This window comes from Lonepinella sp. MS14435, from assembly GCF_042485795.1.
Classification (GTDB): Bacteria; Pseudomonadota; Gammaproteobacteria; order Enterobacterales; family Pasteurellaceae; genus Lonepinella.
Genome location: NZ_CP169368.1, coordinates 1,694,202 through 1,709,796, shown reverse-complemented (window position 1 = coordinate 1,709,796; position 15,595 = coordinate 1,694,202). Strand labels below are relative to the sequence as shown.

The 15,595-nt window shown below is 37.9% G+C and carries 15 protein-coding genes; 5 read left to right on the top strand and 10 right to left on the bottom strand.

The window, feature by feature from the left end; genetic code table 11:
* Nucleotides 1-13 precede the first annotated feature (13 nt).
* The 4 genes from O1Q80_RS08110 (at nt 14) to dnaX (ending at nt 4,454) form a co-directional block, all read left to right on the top strand.
* On the top strand, nt 14-778 hold the full coding sequence (locus tag O1Q80_RS08110) for a TSUP family transporter (RefSeq protein ID WP_386692793.1): 765 nt from the start codon (nt 14-16) through the stop codon (nt 776-778).
* A complete protein-coding gene (gene lpxM / locus O1Q80_RS08105) occupies nt 778-1,734 on the top strand; it encodes a lauroyl-Kdo(2)-lipid IV(A) myristoyltransferase (protein ID WP_386686742.1) in 957 nt (318 codons plus the stop codon). Before O1Q80_RS08110 ends, lpxM begins: the two co-directional genes overlap by 1 nt.
* A gap of 108 nt (nt 1,735-1,842) precedes the next feature.
* Nucleotides 1,843-2,385: an adenine phosphoribosyltransferase gene (gene apt, locus O1Q80_RS08100; protein ID WP_386686740.1), complete on the top strand. Its 543-nt coding sequence runs from the start codon at nt 1,843-1,845 to the stop codon at nt 2,383-2,385.
* A gap of 26 nt (nt 2,386-2,411) precedes the next feature.
* On the top strand, nt 2,412-4,454 hold the full coding sequence (dnaX, locus tag O1Q80_RS08095; RefSeq protein WP_386694292.1) for a DNA polymerase III subunit gamma/tau: 2,043 nt from the start codon (nt 2,412-2,414) through the stop codon (nt 4,452-4,454).
* Here dnaX and tilS read toward each other — a convergent pair.
* From tilS to O1Q80_RS08045, 10 genes are all read right to left on the bottom strand, one after another.
* On the bottom strand, nt 4,451-5,734 hold the full coding sequence (tilS, locus tag O1Q80_RS08090) for a tRNA lysidine(34) synthetase TilS (RefSeq protein ID WP_386692797.1): 1,284 nt from the start codon (nt 5,732-5,734) through the stop codon (nt 4,451-4,453). The genes dnaX and tilS overlap by 4 nt on opposite strands.
* 64 nt (nt 5,735-5,798) lie before the next feature.
* Nucleotides 5,799-6,659 (bottom strand): pyridoxal kinase, encoded by an 861-nt coding sequence (gene pdxY, locus O1Q80_RS08085; RefSeq protein ID WP_386686731.1) that lies wholly within the window; start codon nt 6,657-6,659, stop codon nt 5,799-5,801.
* Between the two features lie 108 nt (nt 6,660-6,767).
* Nucleotides 6,768-7,721: an acetyl-CoA carboxylase carboxyl transferase subunit alpha gene (accA, locus tag O1Q80_RS08080; RefSeq protein WP_386686728.1), complete on the bottom strand. Its 954-nt coding sequence runs from the start codon at nt 7,719-7,721 to the stop codon at nt 6,768-6,770.
* A 176-nt stretch (nt 7,722-7,897) separates the two neighbouring features.
* The gene (locus O1Q80_RS08075; RefSeq protein WP_386686725.1) at nt 7,898-8,845 is read right to left on the bottom strand and encodes a ribose-phosphate pyrophosphokinase; all 948 of its coding nucleotides are present in this window, start codon (nt 8,843-8,845) and stop codon (nt 7,898-7,900) included.
* 36 nt (nt 8,846-8,881) lie between these two features.
* Nucleotides 8,882-9,790 carry a 4-(cytidine 5'-diphospho)-2-C-methyl-D-erythritol kinase gene (ispE, locus tag O1Q80_RS08070; RefSeq protein ID WP_386692801.1) on the bottom strand — a complete coding sequence of 303 codons (909 nt, stop codon included), beginning with the start codon at nt 9,788-9,790 and terminating at the stop codon, nt 8,882-8,884.
* Nucleotides 9,790-10,419: a lipoprotein insertase outer membrane protein LolB gene (gene lolB, locus O1Q80_RS08065; protein WP_386686720.1), complete on the bottom strand. Its 630-nt coding sequence runs from the start codon at nt 10,417-10,419 to the stop codon at nt 9,790-9,792. The genes ispE and lolB overlap by 1 nt, the downstream gene beginning before the upstream one ends.
* Nucleotides 10,420-10,467: 48 nt before the next feature.
* Nucleotides 10,468-11,733, bottom strand: a complete 1,266-nt coding sequence (locus O1Q80_RS08060) for a multifunctional CCA addition/repair protein (RefSeq protein WP_386686718.1) — start codon at nt 11,731-11,733, stop codon at nt 10,468-10,470.
* A gap of 35 nt (nt 11,734-11,768) precedes the next feature.
* Nucleotides 11,769-12,380, bottom strand: coding sequence for a TIGR04211 family SH3 domain-containing protein (locus tag O1Q80_RS08055; RefSeq protein ID WP_386686716.1), 612 nt, complete (start codon nt 12,378-12,380; stop codon nt 11,769-11,771).
* 77 nt (nt 12,381-12,457) lie between these two features.
* Nucleotides 12,458-13,720 (bottom strand): inorganic phosphate transporter, encoded by a 1,263-nt coding sequence (locus O1Q80_RS08050; protein ID WP_386686713.1) that lies wholly within the window; start codon nt 13,718-13,720, stop codon nt 12,458-12,460.
* Between the two features lie 21 nt (nt 13,721-13,741).
* A complete protein-coding gene (locus tag O1Q80_RS08045) occupies nt 13,742-14,422 on the bottom strand; it encodes a TIGR00153 family protein (RefSeq protein WP_386686711.1) in 681 nt (226 codons plus the stop codon).
* A 122-nt stretch (nt 14,423-14,544) separates the two neighbouring features.
* On the opposite strand from O1Q80_RS08045, the gene O1Q80_RS08040 reads away from it, so the two are divergent.
* Nucleotides 14,545-15,594 (top strand): inorganic triphosphatase, encoded by a 1,050-nt coding sequence (locus O1Q80_RS08040; RefSeq protein WP_386686708.1) that lies wholly within the window; start codon nt 14,545-14,547, stop codon nt 15,592-15,594.
* Nucleotide 15,595: the final 1 nt, after the last annotated feature.

Genomic DNA, 15,595 nt, shown 5'->3' with positions numbered 1-15,595 from the left:
TGGGGAAAGTGCGGTGGAAATTAGCTTAGAAATTATCAGTATATTATTTGCAGTAGCACTTGTTGCTGGATTTATTGATGCCATTGCTGGTGGTGGCGGTTTGATTACTATTCCAGCATTATTAATGGCTGGTATTCCCCCCGTGCTTGCTTTAGGTACCAACAAATTACAGGCTTGTGGTGGTTCATTTTCAGCCAGCTTATATTTTATTCGTAAAAAAGCTGTGAACTTAAAACAGATTTGGTTGCTAATTTTGATGACCTTTATTGGTGCGGTGATTGGTACGGTGTTAATTCAACAGGTCGATAGCTCATTTATTAAGAAAGCGATTCCTTTTTTAGTGTTGGCGATTGGTTTATATTTTTTGTTTACGCCAAAATTAGGCGAAGAAGATCGTCATCAACGTTTATCTTTTGCTGGTTTTGCTTTTACTGCTGGATTGTTTATCGGCTTTTATGACGGTTTTTTTGGACCGGGAACGGGTTCCTTGTTAGGTCTGGCATTTGTTACTTTATTAGGCTTTAATTTACCCAAAGCCACTGCACATGCCAAAGTGTTAAACTGCACATCAAATATTGCATCGTTGCTTTTCTTTTTAATCGGAGGTCAAATTCTTTGGTTGGTTGGGTTAGTCATGATGTGTGGGCAATTTATCGGGGCGAATTTAGGGGCAAGAATGGTATTAACCAAAGGAAAGAAACTGATTCGTCCAATGGTGGTTGCTATGTCATTTATTATGACGGCAAAAATGGTCTATGATCAAGGGTGGTTTAATTAATGGAAAATCAAGAAAATATTCGTGTTACAGCGAGAGCTGGCTATGAACCACATTTTTCGTGGAGTTATTTAAAACCGAGTTACTGGGGTATTTGGTTTGCTATCTTGCTGTTAATCATTCTTGCTTTTGTACCATTTCGTTGGCGAGATAAATTAGCCAGTAAAATCGGCTTGCTCGCTGGGAAAAAAGCTAAAAAACAACGTCGTAGAGCAAGTATCAATTTAGCACTTTGTTTTCCGCAATGGACGACACAACAGCGTGAAAAAGTGCTAGATGAAATGTTTATTACCTTAGGACAAGTGATGTTAGGTATCGGTGAAATTGCCGTGCGTTCAAAAAAACATTTACAACAACGTAGTGAATTTTTAGGCATAGAACATATTCAACAAGCCAAAGCCAATGGACACAATATTATTTTATTAGTACCACATAGTTGGTCGATTGATGCTTCAGGGATTATTTTACATACTCATGGGATGCCGATGACATCTATGTTTAATCCACACCGAAATTTATTGATCGACTGGCTTTGGACATGGACAAGAGAACGTTTCGGCGGAAAAATGCACGCACGGCAAAATGGTATTAAGCCGTTTCTTTCCATGGTGAAAAATGGTGATATGGGTTATTACTTACCAGATGAAGATTTTGGTGCGGAAGCGAGTGAGTTTGTGGATTTTTTTGCCACGTATAAAGCGACTTTACCAGGGTTAAATAAAATGGCGAAGTTGGCTAAAGCTGTGGTGATTCCTATGTTTCCACGTTATAACGCCAAACAGGGCAAATACCAAATGGAAATTTTATCTCCTATGACATTAACCGATGATCCAGTACAATCCGCTCGTGCTATGAACGAAGTTATAGAATATTTTGTAGGTCGAACACCAGAACAATATGCTTGGATTTTGCAATTATTCCGCACTCGCAAAGATGGTAAAGATATTTATGCGGATTAAGTAAATATTTTTGTGGTAACGCTTGCAATTTAGGATAAATTTATTTACATTCACTCAGTTAATTTTTATAAAAAAGGTCAAATTTTTGACCGCACTTTAGGCAACAAAATGAACGAACAATTACAGCTTATTAAATCTTCTATTAAATCCATTCCTAATTACCCTAAGGACGGCATTATTTTCCGTGATATTACTAGTTTAACCGAAGTGCCAGAAGCCTTTAGTGCGACAGTAAATTTAATTGCACAGCAGTTTAAACATGCGGGAATTACTAAAATTATTGGTACCGAATCACGGGGCTTTATTTTTGGTGCTCCTGTGGCGATTGCCTTAGGTTTACCTTTTATTTTAGTCCGTAAACCAGGTAAATTACCAAGAGCGGTGATTTCGCAAAATTATCAATTAGAATATGGCGAAGATACCTTAGAAATCCATTCTGATTCTATTCAAGCGGGTGATAACGTTTTGATTATTGATGATTTGTTAGCCACGGGTGGTACATTAGAAGCCTGTGTAAAATTAGTTCAACGTTTAGGCGGAGAAGTGAAACACGCTGCTTTTGTCATTAGTTTGCCTGAATTAGGCGGTGAGCAACGCTTACGTAAATTAGGGGTAGAACCCTTTACTTTAGTGGATTTTGCTGGTCATTAATTTCTCTTCTGAATAAAGGATAAGCAGTGAGTTATCAAGTTTTAGCCCGCAAATGGCGACCAAAGACTTTTAGCGAAGTTGTCGGACAAGAGCATATTTTGACCGCACTTGCTAATGGCTTAAAAGAAAACCGCTTGCATCATGCTTATCTTTTTTCTGGCACAAGGGGCGTGGGTAAAACGTCTATTGCACGACTTTTTGCCAAAGGTTTAAATTGTATCAATGGCGTTACCGCTGAACCTTGCGGTGAATGTGAACATTGTAAAGCCATTGAACAGGGCAATTTCATTGATTTAATTGAAATTGATGCCGCTTCTCGCACCAAGGTAGAAGATACCCGAGAATTACTCGATAATGTGCAATATAAGCCAGTACAAGGGCGTTATAAAGTTTATTTAATTGACGAAGTACACATGCTTTCTCGTCATTCTTTTAATGCCTTGTTGAAAACCTTGGAAGAACCGCCAGAATATGTGAAGTTCTTATTAGCCACCACCGATCCACAAAAATTACCGATTACGATTTTATCTCGTTGCATGCAGTTTCATTTAAAAGCACTAGAGGCTACTCAAATTAGTCATCATCTTGCTCACATTTTAGATGCTGAAAAAATCCCTTATGAATTAACTGCACTAGATAGAATCGCTAAATCTGCACAGGGTAGTATTCGTGATAGTTTGAGCTTAACCGATCAGGCGATTGCGATGTCTAATGCGGATATTCGCACTGATATAGTGAATAAAATGCTGGGTTTATTGGACGATAATCAGCCCATTGAAATTTTGTATGCCTTGCAACAGGGGAATGGCGAAAAATTAATGGCTGTGGTTCAGTCTGTGGCAGAAAAAGGTGTGGATTGGGATCAGTTATTACTGGAAGTCGGTGAGAAATTACATCAAATTGCTATGCAACAATTATTACCTGCGATCGGTAATGACGAAAGTCAAATTGCTTTTTTGGCTAAACATATTTCACCTGAAGATGTACAATTTTTTTATCAAACTATTCTCATGGGGAGAAAAGAGCTAGCTTTCGCACCGAATCGCCGTATCGGAGCAGAAATGACATTGCTACGAGCCTTAGCGTTTCACCCCAAATTAATCCAAATTCAACCACAAAATCAATCTCAGTTATCTGCTTCTCCAACAGAAAATTTAGTGGATATGCCTGTAGTTTCGCAAAGTATCAAAGCGAATTATCTAGCACAGCATGCAGTTCAGCATAGTCCTAAAACCACTCAAACAGAGGGGAATGTGGCTTTAAATGCCATGGATAAAATCCAGAAATTGCGAGCAACCCTAGAAAAAAATAATCCCGATCACGAAAAAAAAAAGTCTGATCTAACAGATGAGCATGAGATTAAGCCGATCGAATTACCTGTTATTTCATCTCGTCCTGCCAAAAAAGAGAACGTGGATTTAATTGAGCGTTTAGCTAAATTAAGCAATGTACCGCCAGAAAACCAGCAAGTCGAATCGCATAGCGAAGTTGTTGAAGAAAATAATCTGGATCAAAATGATGAAAATTCCACCGAATTGAATGCTGAAAATTATCGTTGGGAATGGCTTAACCCAGAACTTGAATATCAAGATAACGAAGTTATTCGTCCGTCAGATATTAAACAGGCGATATTACAAGAAAAAACGCCAGAATTAACCCGTAAATTAATTCAGATCGGTATAGAACGAGATCCTTGGTTTAAGTTGGTGGAACAATTACAATTAGACGATGAGAAATTAACCAAACAATTAGCTATTAATTCTGTTCTATTATTGCAAGATGAGCAACAAATTCGACTAGGATTACGTTCATCACAACAACATTTACAGCGAGAAAACGCGATAAAAACGCTTACTGAAAGATTGTCAGAATTGTTTAATCAGCCAATGCAACTAGAGATTGAAATTAATGATGATCCACAATCTTTAACGCCATTAGAATATTATCATCAGATTTACCAAGAATTGAGTGAGCAGGCGAAACAAGATCTGGTTCAAGACAAGGGTATTCAACTACTACAAAAAACCTTTGATGCGAAGTTGGATATGGAAACTATTCGACCTGTTTAGTCCGCCGTAAAAAAACCTACCGCACCTTGTAGCTTATTATCATAAAAAATCAAGGGAATGCGTTGGCGTTGCCATACTGGAACATTAAGTTGTTGCCAAATTTTTTTAATATCACGCTTGATTTTTTGACCTTTTAACTGAATCGTTCCTGAATAAGCAAATTTTACCCAAATATTTTGTTCGGTAGGCGGTAAACTCAGTTGTCGTAATCCTTGTTCACCTTGCCAAACTGCGGTGTAATGTTGCGTATTTTTTTGAATCGTAAGTACCCCGATATTATCGGGCAAGATACATTCTTGTTCAGGGGTAAGTATGGCAGTAAAGTCATTTACATTGTTAAAATCCGCAGTTAGGTATAATTTTTGCTGATAACGGCGAATTACCTTATCCGCTAAATGATATTGCGGATTAGCATCTGCACGAGCTAAAATCACATCCTGTATAATTTGTTCAAGTTGAACTATTGATGGCATCTGTTGCTTTAACTCAGTTAGCCACATTCGCAACAAGGCTTTTTGTTTAAGTTCGTTATACTGTATAAACCGTTCAAGGGAAAAAGTGCGGTGATTTTTATCGAAATTTTGTTGAAAATCATCCGCCAGTAACTGATTAATTAATTGTTGTTGTTGATAGCAATGTTGAGCAGAACGAGCCACCATTTGATCGAAATGTTGCCAACGTTGACGAAGTTTTGGCAAAATCTGATTGCGTAGAAAATTACGCTCGTAATGGTTATCTGCATTACTATCGTCTTCGATCCAAGCCAGCTTTTCGCTATTCACATACTGTTCTAATTGACTACGTTGCCATGGCAATAATGGACGAAAAATTGGCATACCATACAATTCAGAATAAGACTGCATTGCCCCTAAACCTTGCAAACCGCTACCACGTTTTAATGCCAGTAAAAAAGTTTCGCTTTGATCTTGTAAATGATGAGCGGTTACAACGATTTCATTTGATAAGCGTATTGCTGCAATAGCTTGATAGCGAGCTTCTCTAGCACCTTGCTCAATACCATTATTAGGATTAACGTTAATCTTTTTGATGATTAACGGAATATGAAATTGTTGGCAAATCTGTTTACAATGAGTCGCCCATTGATCTGCGTTAGGATTTAATCCGTGGTGAATATGAACGGCACGTAGTTGTAAGTGCGGTTGATTTTCTCGAGCTTTTACCATCAGTGAGAGTAGAGCAGTAGAATCCAATCCTCCACTAAAGGCAATTAAATAGTGTTGGTGAGTGAGTTGCGATTGGAATTGATTAACAAGGTTCATAGCGTTTTATGGTGAGATAATCATTTTCGCTCCCTCTATTTATCGAGAGAGCGAAAGCTATCAACTAAGCAATTTTTTCTGCTTTATAATTTGATACGGGTTTCATAATTACATGACGAGCTTCAATTAATTGCAATTCATAAGAATTTAATTGATAGGTAATTCTCATCACATCATGTACCGCATTTCCCATTTGCTCAAAGGCTTCAAGTTCTGATTTACCATTTAATAAATTGGCTAAGAATAAACCTGCGGTCAAGTCACCCACCCCGACAGGGTGTTTGGCAAATGGATAAAGTGGACGAGTAAAACTCCACACGCCATCTTTGGTTGCCATCAGCATTTCAAATAGATTTTCATCACGACCAGCGGAACCTAAATGTTTTACCACCACAATTTTAGGACCTTTGGTGAGTAAATGTTTTACCGCATTTACAGCCTGATCGATATTTTCTACAGGTAATCCGCTAAGTTCCCGTAATTCAAGTAGATTCGGGGTCATAATATCGGCTTGTGGAATGGCGATATTAATTAAGCCTTCTTTAACACCATCAGCAACCACACAGCCTTTTTCTGGGCTACCCATAACAGGATCGCATAGGTACAATGCGTTCGGATTAATAGCTTTCACTTTATGATAGGCATTGATGATTTCATCCACTTGTTCAGCAGAGCCGATATAACCAGAATAAACTGCATCACATTTTGCCAATTCACCGATTTCATCAATACCACGTACAATTTCACCGATTTGTTCTTTTGGAATTACCATGCCTGTCCATTTACCATATTGAGTATGGTTGGAAAATTGCACAGTATTTAATGCCCATACATCAATACCATTTAATTGCATTGGGAATGTTGCTGATTTGTTTCCAGCGTAACCAAACACCACATGAGATTGAATGGAAAGTACATTTTTCATTGAATTTATTTCCTTAATTATGTTGAATTTATCATAGAAAAGTGCGGTATTTTTCACCGCACTTTTTAATTTTTTCCTGTCTTCTGTTTTTAGTCTTCAGTCTTCTGATCAGCAATAACCGTAAGACATTAAACGTTGATAACGGCGATCGAGTAAATCTTGTTTATCTAATACATCTAAATCGGCTAAATCTTCTAATAAGCGAGCTTTTAAATTATTTGCCATTGCTAGGTGATCACGATGAGCGCCACCGAGAGGCTCAGTCACAATATTGTCAATTAAACTCAATTCTTTTAAACGATTAGCAGTTAAGCCCATGGCTTCTGCTGCAACAGAGGCTTTTTCTGCACTTTTCCATAAAATAGAGGCACAACCTTCAGGTGAGATAACGGAGTAAGTGCTATATTGTAACATATTCACTTTGTCACCCACACCGATAGCTAATGCACCACCAGAACCGCCTTCACCGATAACTGTACAAATCACAGGTACTGTCAATGTTGCCATTTCACGCAAGTTACGAGCGATAGCTTCTGCTTGACCCCGTTCTTCTGCACCGACACCTGGATAAGCCCCTGGTGTGTCAATAAAGGTAATAATTGGTAGTTTAAAACGTTCCGCCATTTGCATTAAACGCAATGCTTTACGATACCCCTCAGGGGCTGGCATACCAAAATTACGCATCACTTTTTCTTTGGTTGAACGACCTTTTTGATGACCTATCACCATCACTGGACGACCATCTAAACGAGCTAGTCCACCAATAATGGCTTTGTCATTGGCAAATGCACGGTCGCCAGCAAGTTCTTCAAAATCAGTGAAAATATGCTCAATATAATCAAGAGTATAAGGACGATTTGGGTGACGAGATAGACGAGAAATCTGCCAAGAATCTAAATTAGCAAAAGTTTTCTTGGTAAGTTCTTTACTTTTTTTCTGTAAACGTTTGATTTCGTCATCAAGATTAATGTTACTATCATCACTTGATACCGCACGCAGAGATTCAATTTTTGCTTCCAGTTCAGCAATCGGTAATTCAAAATCTAAATATTCTTGGCTCATTTTCTTTTCCTAAGTATTGAAACTAGCACAAAACACACCGCACTTTATCAGTTTTTTTATAGGCATGCAAATTTGCTTTTTATTGTATGCTTTTTTACCGTAAATTGCAGTAATTTTCAGTAGTATGCAGGTAAAAAAAGCTACCCGAAAGTAGCTTTTGGGGATAGTAAATACGGTTAATTAAACATAGCCGAAATAGATTCTTCGTTACTAATACGGCGAATGGCTTCTGATAACATACCAGAAAGGGTTAATACACGCACTTTACCTAACGCTTTGATTTCAGCACTTAATGGAATAGTGTCCGTGACAACGACTTCATCAATAACGCTATTGGCTAGGTTTTGTACCGCACTGCCAGAGAATACCGCATGTGTTGCATAAGCGAATACATGTTTCGCTCCGCGTTCTTTTAAGGCTTCAGCAGCTTTACATAATGTACCGCCAGTATCGATCATATCATCTACTAAAATACAATCACGACCTGTCACATCCCCGATAATGTGCATCACTTGAGATACGTTGGCTTTTGGACGGCGTTTATCAATAATTGCCATATCCGCATCATTTAATAATTTTGCTACCGCACGAGCCCGCACTACACCACCAATATCAGGCGAAACCACCATTGGTTTTTCAAGGTCAGTTTTTTTCAAAATATCATGAATTAATACTGGTGAACCAAATACATTATCTACTGGCACATCAAAGAAACCTTGAATTTGTTCAGCGTGTAAATCACAGGTGAGTACACGGTCAACCCCAACGCTGGAAAGAAAATCTGCCACTACTTTAGCGGTAATCGGTACACGAGCAGAACGCACTCGGCGATCTTGTCGAGCATAACCAAAGTAAGGAATCACTGCTGTAATACGCCCAGCAGATGCACGGCGTAAAGCATCTACCATGACGATTAATTCCATTAGGTTGTCATTGGTTGGGGCGCAGGTAGATTGAATGATAAATACATCGCTACCACGTACGTTTTCATTGATTTGCACTTGGATTTCACCGTCACTAAAACGTCCAACCGTGGCATCGCCTAGCGATGTATAAAGACGTTCTGAAATGCGTTGTGCAAGTTCTGGTGTTGCGTTACCAGCAAAGAGTTTAATATCAGGCATTTTAATTTGACCTCAGGTTTAATAATAGAAGAAAGTTTAATTCTGTCGCTCAAGTTGGTTAAGTAATATTTCTAATGGTGAAGTATTACAGCCTTTCGCCACAAAACCAGTAAATTTTATGGGTTTAAGTTGATAAATCGCTTGTGCATCTTGTTCGCTATCAAATTCGGCAAATACACAGGATCCCGTTCCAGTCAACCTTGCTGGTGCATATTGTAGCAACCAAGAGAGTAATTCATCAATGATTGGATAGTGATTTCGCACAATTTTTTCACAATCATTACGATATTCATCAGTTAATAGCTGTGAAATTGGTTTCTTGGGGGTATTGCGAGTGAGATTAGCGTCCGCAAATATTCTCGCCGTTGAAATAGCTAACTCAGGTTTTAATACCAGATACCATTTTTCTTTTGGTTGGCAATGAATTATTTTTTCACCGACACCTTCAGCCACAGCGGCTAGTCCATCAATAAAAATAGGTACATCCGCACCTAATTTTACACCGATTTCGATTAATTGTTGTTTAGTTAATCCAGTTTTCCACAAATAGTTGAGAGCTACTAAAGTCGTTGCCGCATTTGATGAGCCACCACCAACACCACCGCCCATCGGGAGAATTTTATCTAAATGAATATTCGCACCAGATTGACAGCCAGTATATTGTTGCAATGCCGTGGCTGCACGATAAATCAAATTATCTTGTTTGTTTAAATTTGGAATATCGGGGGTTAATTGAATTTGATCATCATCACGTAAACTGATGTTTAACCAGTCGCCATAATCTAAAAATTGAAATAAGGTTTGTAATTCGTGATAGCCGTCAGGGCGTTTATTATTAATATATAAAAATAAATTCAGTTTGGCGGGGCTAGGGAAACGGATATGATTTCCCTGTTGAATGGTTGACATATCGGAAAGTGCGGTAGAAAAATGATAATTTTTCATTATAAAGTCCAATTATCCACTCGTATTTTTAAGGTTTGTGTCGAATTTTTTAGCAAAATATCTTTGGGTAATGCTGGTATGCGATCTTGATGATAAACTAAATAATCTGCCGTCCACAGCATACCATCCACTGCATAGTTAAAGCTCGACAAATAATGATTTTCACCTACTTGATAATCCGCTTTTTCGTCTGGCTGACCTTTTAACCAAGTGGCTAATTGTTCTAACGGCACGTCCATACCAACGATTTCTCGCACTAGATATTTGGCATCTTGTTCAGAACGTTGATGACCTTTATTATCTGAAATTGTCATGCCAGCATTGTGCATTTGCAAGGTTAAACTGCTTGCACTAATGGTAGAGTAAAGTTTTAACGTATAGTTTTTAGCATTGGTATATTGCCATTCAAAACGGCTGGAAAAGCGTTCTTTCTGGCTAATATAACCTAACTGCCCTTGGGCTTGATAGTTTTGGATTTGTTTAAGTTGGCTTAAATGTTGTTGCCAAGTGCGGTCATTCTTGCTAATCGTTTTAATATCGGTTGGACGTTGTTCACTGATGTCTAAACTTGAACAGCCAGTGAATAATATCGCAGATAATAAAATTAGGGATAAATGTTTGAGTTTCATTTTTAAATGAGTTCTTAAAAAGTCAGGGAGTATTCTAACTGGTTATTTTTATGAAGTCAAAATATCAAAGTGCGGTCTGATTTCAGCAATTTTTTGTTTTACCGCTAAAATCCGCCGAGCGGTAAGTTCATCTCGAATCCTTTGTTTTTCAAATCCGTCATTGATTACCTGTTGCACATCCACTTGTAAAGCAGTTTGATACAGTTGCCATAAATAGTCTTTTTGTGGGTATTCTCGTAGCTCAAAACCAGTGCGTCCACGACTATCTGCGACACAAACGGTTAGAAATTCTAAAAAGCGTTGCGGTTTACGCCATACATCAAATTGATTGAACAATTTAATAATCGTATTTGCTCGCAATTCAAAGGCTTTGTGAACATGGCTATGATATGTACAAGTCAGTTCCGCTAATACTTTGTCATAACTCGGCACTTTTAACCGATTGCTGAGATTTCGGGTGGGTTGAACGCCGTTTTTTTCGTGTCCATAGTGATGGGGTAAAATGGCTTTGGGCGTTAAGGCTTTGCCTAAATCATGACAAAGTGCGGCAAAACGCACCGCAGTTTTATTCAGTTCAGTTTGTTCGGTGAGTAGGGTAGCCTGTTGTAACACCAACATGGTATGAATAAAACTATCAATTTCGGGGTGATGTTGGGCTGGATTTGGCACGCCATAAAGTGCATCTAATTCAGGGAATAATACAGCTAATGCACCAACTTTACGTAACACGAAAAAATAGATTTCAGGATTTTTTTCATTAAGGGCTTTTTCGGTTTCTAACCAAATGCGTTCAGCCGTTAAATGAGCAAGTTCTCCCTGATCGGTGAGGGTTTTCATTAATTTAATCGTTTCATCTGCAATCATAAAACCTAAATAATGAAAACGAGCAGCAAAGCGAGCGACACGCAAAACACGCAAAGGATCTTCGGCAAACGCCGGGGAAATATGACGTAAAATGCGGTGATTTAAATCTTTAATACCACCAAAAGGATCGTATAGATTGCCTTGTTCATCTTGAGCGATAGCATTAATGGTTAAATCTCGCCGAATCAGATCTTGCTCAAGGGTGATGTCTGGAGAAAAGTCACACACAAACCCCGTATAACCTGAACCAGATTTTTGTTCAGTGCGAGCAAGAGCATATTCTTGTTTCGTTTTGGGGTGCAAAAAAACAGGGAAATCACTACCGACTTGTTGATAGCCCTGTTGAATAAGTTGTTCAGGTGTGCCACCCACAACCAGCCAATCTCGATCTTTAATAGGGAGATTCAATAATTGATCACGGACAGCACCACCAACTAAGAATGTTTGCATTTTCTGATGCCTGACACCTGTCATCTGATACCTGATTAAGCCCACCCGTCACGGCGACGACGTTTTGGCATAATCACTGGAATAATCAAACCAAGCAATAATCCCACACCAAGCACGGAACCACCATAAATAAACCATTGAATCGCAATTTCACGCTTACCTGCATCAAGCAAAGCCTCTAAATCACGATTTTTATTTTTAGTGATTTCTAATTCACGTTTTAATTGAGAATTTTCTTCTAATAATTGACTGCTACGCTGATCACTGTCAGCAGAACGGCGTTGCATTTCTACGGTACGTTGTTGCCAGTCTTTGTCAATATTATTTAGTTTTAAGGTTAAATCCTGAACTTTGGCTCTTAACTGTGGATTTTCATTTTTAGCACTGGGTGTTGAACTTAATTCGCTAGTTAAAATCCATGCTTCACGATTTTTACTATCTCGAATTAAAGTATAACGATCTTTATGATCTAATACATTAACTGGTTCGCCAGCTTGAATTGAACCCGCAATTTTAAAGTTATCACCCGCACCTTTGCGTAAAAAGGTATGCAAATTTTCAGTCACATATTGTGTTTCGGCTTGTGCCATTTGAATAGTCGTACCAAATAATAGAGAAGAAAGTAGTAGTTTTAACCATTTTTGCATTAACGTAATCTCCTTAAACATGATAGAAAAAAATGGTGTATTTTTTAATATTTTTTGACCGCACTTTTTGAAATACCTTAACGGAAAATGAGGTCCAAAACAAAATAAATAATAATAGCGAAAAAAGCACCAGCTGGAAGTGTGACAATCCAAGAGGCAATAATATTACGAATTACATTTAAGTTTAATGCCGCAATACCTCGAGCCAATCCGATACCTAAAACCGCACCTACTAGGGTTTGCGTAGTAGAAATCGGTAAGCCTGTGCCTGATGCCACAACAACAGTAGCTGCGGTGGCGAACTGAGCAGAGAAACCTCGGCTCGGGGTTAAATCGGTAATCCCTGTTCCGATAGTTGCCATAACTTTATAACCCATAATAATTAAACCCATTGCAATACCTGCTGCACCTAAAGGTAAAACCCACCAAGCCATCGGGGCAGTTGCCATAATATTGCCACCGTTTTCAACAATAGTCACAACCGCAGCTAAAGGACCGATAGCGTTAGCTACATCATTTGAACCATGAGCAAATGCCATGGCACAGGCGGTCATTAACATAAGAATACTAAATACACGTTCAACGCCACCAAACACGCCACTACGTGCTTTTTTGATAAAGTTTTTACTACGAAAATAGAAATAGCTAATTACTACAGATACAAGACTAATTGCAAGAGATATAAGGATTGTTTCACCAGTGGTTAAACTTAAGCCGATATGTTTTAATCCTTTGGCAACAGTAACAATGACCAAAATAAACACAGTTAATCCCATAAAATAAGGACCATATTTTTGAGCATTATGTAAGGGTTTTTCAGTATCAAAAATTAATTTTTGAATAACAAAGAAAATTCCATAGGCTAATACGCCAGCAATAACAGGTGTGATAAACCAACTACCAACAATACCACTAATAACTCCCCACCGCACTGAATGAGTTCCAGCGGTAATACAAGCGAAACCAATAATTGCACCAACAATAGAATGGGTCGTAGAAACTGGCCAGCCCCAACGAGAGGCAATTAATAACCAAGAACCAGAAGCAAAGAGAGCAGACATCATGCCTAATACCAAGGTATCAGGAGTATTAATAAAGTTGGCTGGGTAGATGATTCCACTTTTTATGGTTTCCGTCACTTCGCCACCAGCCAAGTAAGCACCAGCACATTCAAAGATTAAAGCAATAATAATAGCTTGCTTCGCATTAATCGTTTTAGAACCAACGGAAGTTCCCATTGCATTCGAAACGTCATTTGCTCCCACACCAAAAGCCATAAAAAAGGCAAAGCTAGCAGTGATAATAATTAGAATGGTACCGTAGTCTTGTAATACGTCCATAGTCTATCTCCTATGTAATCATTACGAACGTGCCAGCATCAGTTCGATACGAGAGCCAACACGTTGTGCTTGATCGGCGAGTACACCAACCCATTCAAAGATTTTGTATAAGAACATCACATCGATCGGATTATATTGGTTTTCAATTTGACGTAACATTCTACGTAATTTAATCTGCATTTGATCCGTATCATCTTCAATAATATCTAATTCATTAATCATATCATTGACAAATTTGAGTTCACGCCCTTTAAAGCCAGTTTCTAATAATTGATCCATTTCTCTAATCACATTATGAGCCTGCACAGTAGCATCTAAACTGCGACAAAGAAATTTCATAAAATCTTGTTGTAAACCATCAGGAATACCAAATTGACGACCTACCATTCGACCAGCAATATCTTTAGCATAATTGGCTAATTTATCTTGCTGTGTTACTAATTCAAGTAAATCGGTACGATCAATAGGTAAGAATAAACCTCGTGGTAATTTTAAACGGATTTCGCGTTTCAACGAATCTGCTTGGCGTTCTGTTTCTGAAATTTGCAAACGCATTTGTTCTGATTTTTCCCATTCACTTTTAAAAGTGGCTTCGAAAAAAGGAATCAGCAAGCTACAGGCTTCTGTTACTTTATCAGAATGTTGTTGTAATGGTTTTAAGGGGGAATGGGCAAATAATCCTAGGATATTGTTAATTGCCATAGAAAACTCCAAATTAATCAATAAAATTGCGTGCATATTACCTTAAATATGCGAAAAATTCACGATCTAAATGAAAAAAGCTCTATAATAAAGCAAGATTTTTACTTATTAAGGACGTAAAAATGTCAAATGAAATCGAATTGAAATTAGCGGTAACGCTAGAAATTGCCGATCAGTTTTCACAAATATTAAGTGATTTTCATATTTTAAAACAAGATAAGCTATTTTTAGGTAATATCTATTACGATACAGCAGATCGCTATTTTGCCCAACATAAAATGGGACTCAGAGTGCGGTCGGAAAATCAGCAGTTTACCATGACATTAAAAACCAATGGCAATGTGACAGGGGGATTGCATATTCGCCCTGAATATAATTTCCCGTTGAACTCGGCTCAACCTGATGTCGCTGTTTTGCAACAAATAGATAATATTGATTTCCCAACCGATCTCAAATTAGCACCTATTTTTAGCACTGATTTTACTCGTCAAGTTTGGCTGATTGAATGTGCTAAACATACAGAAATTGAAATTGCGTTAGATCGTGGTGAAATTAAAGCAAATGGTCAAATTGAGCCGATTTGTGAAATTGAATTTGAATTAAAAAGTGGTGAATTACAGGATTTATTTACTTTCGTGGCAAATTTAAGTTTTGTAGATGGGGTAAGATTGAGTTCAGTCAGCAAAGCCAAACGAGGCTATCAGTTGGCTCAAGGCGATTTACCAAAAGTGATTGACTGGATTGAGAAATGGCGAGATTTTTTACATAGCAAACAAACTGCGGTGAATTCTCAACAAATTTTGACCGCACTTTTGGCTTATGAACAGCAATTAATTGAAGAAACAATGCAGTTTGGCATAAATTTCTTTGCTCAAGAATTTATTAAAACAGTTGAACGGATTGGTACATTTTTCAATTTATATCATTATTATGTGGATAATGGACATTTAATCCAAACGGTTTTCGAGCAACAAAATCAACAAGTTGATCAAAGTGTTGTGGTCGAGATAGTGGAAAATAATCAATACCTGTTTGAGCAAATTGGTCAAATTATTGTTTTACATAGCGAAAGTAAGGATAATCAGTTAGCCATGCAAAAATTAAATGACTTACTGCATCAAGGGCAATATGTAAGACGTATGCTTAATTTAATTAAATTAACGGTAAATTAAC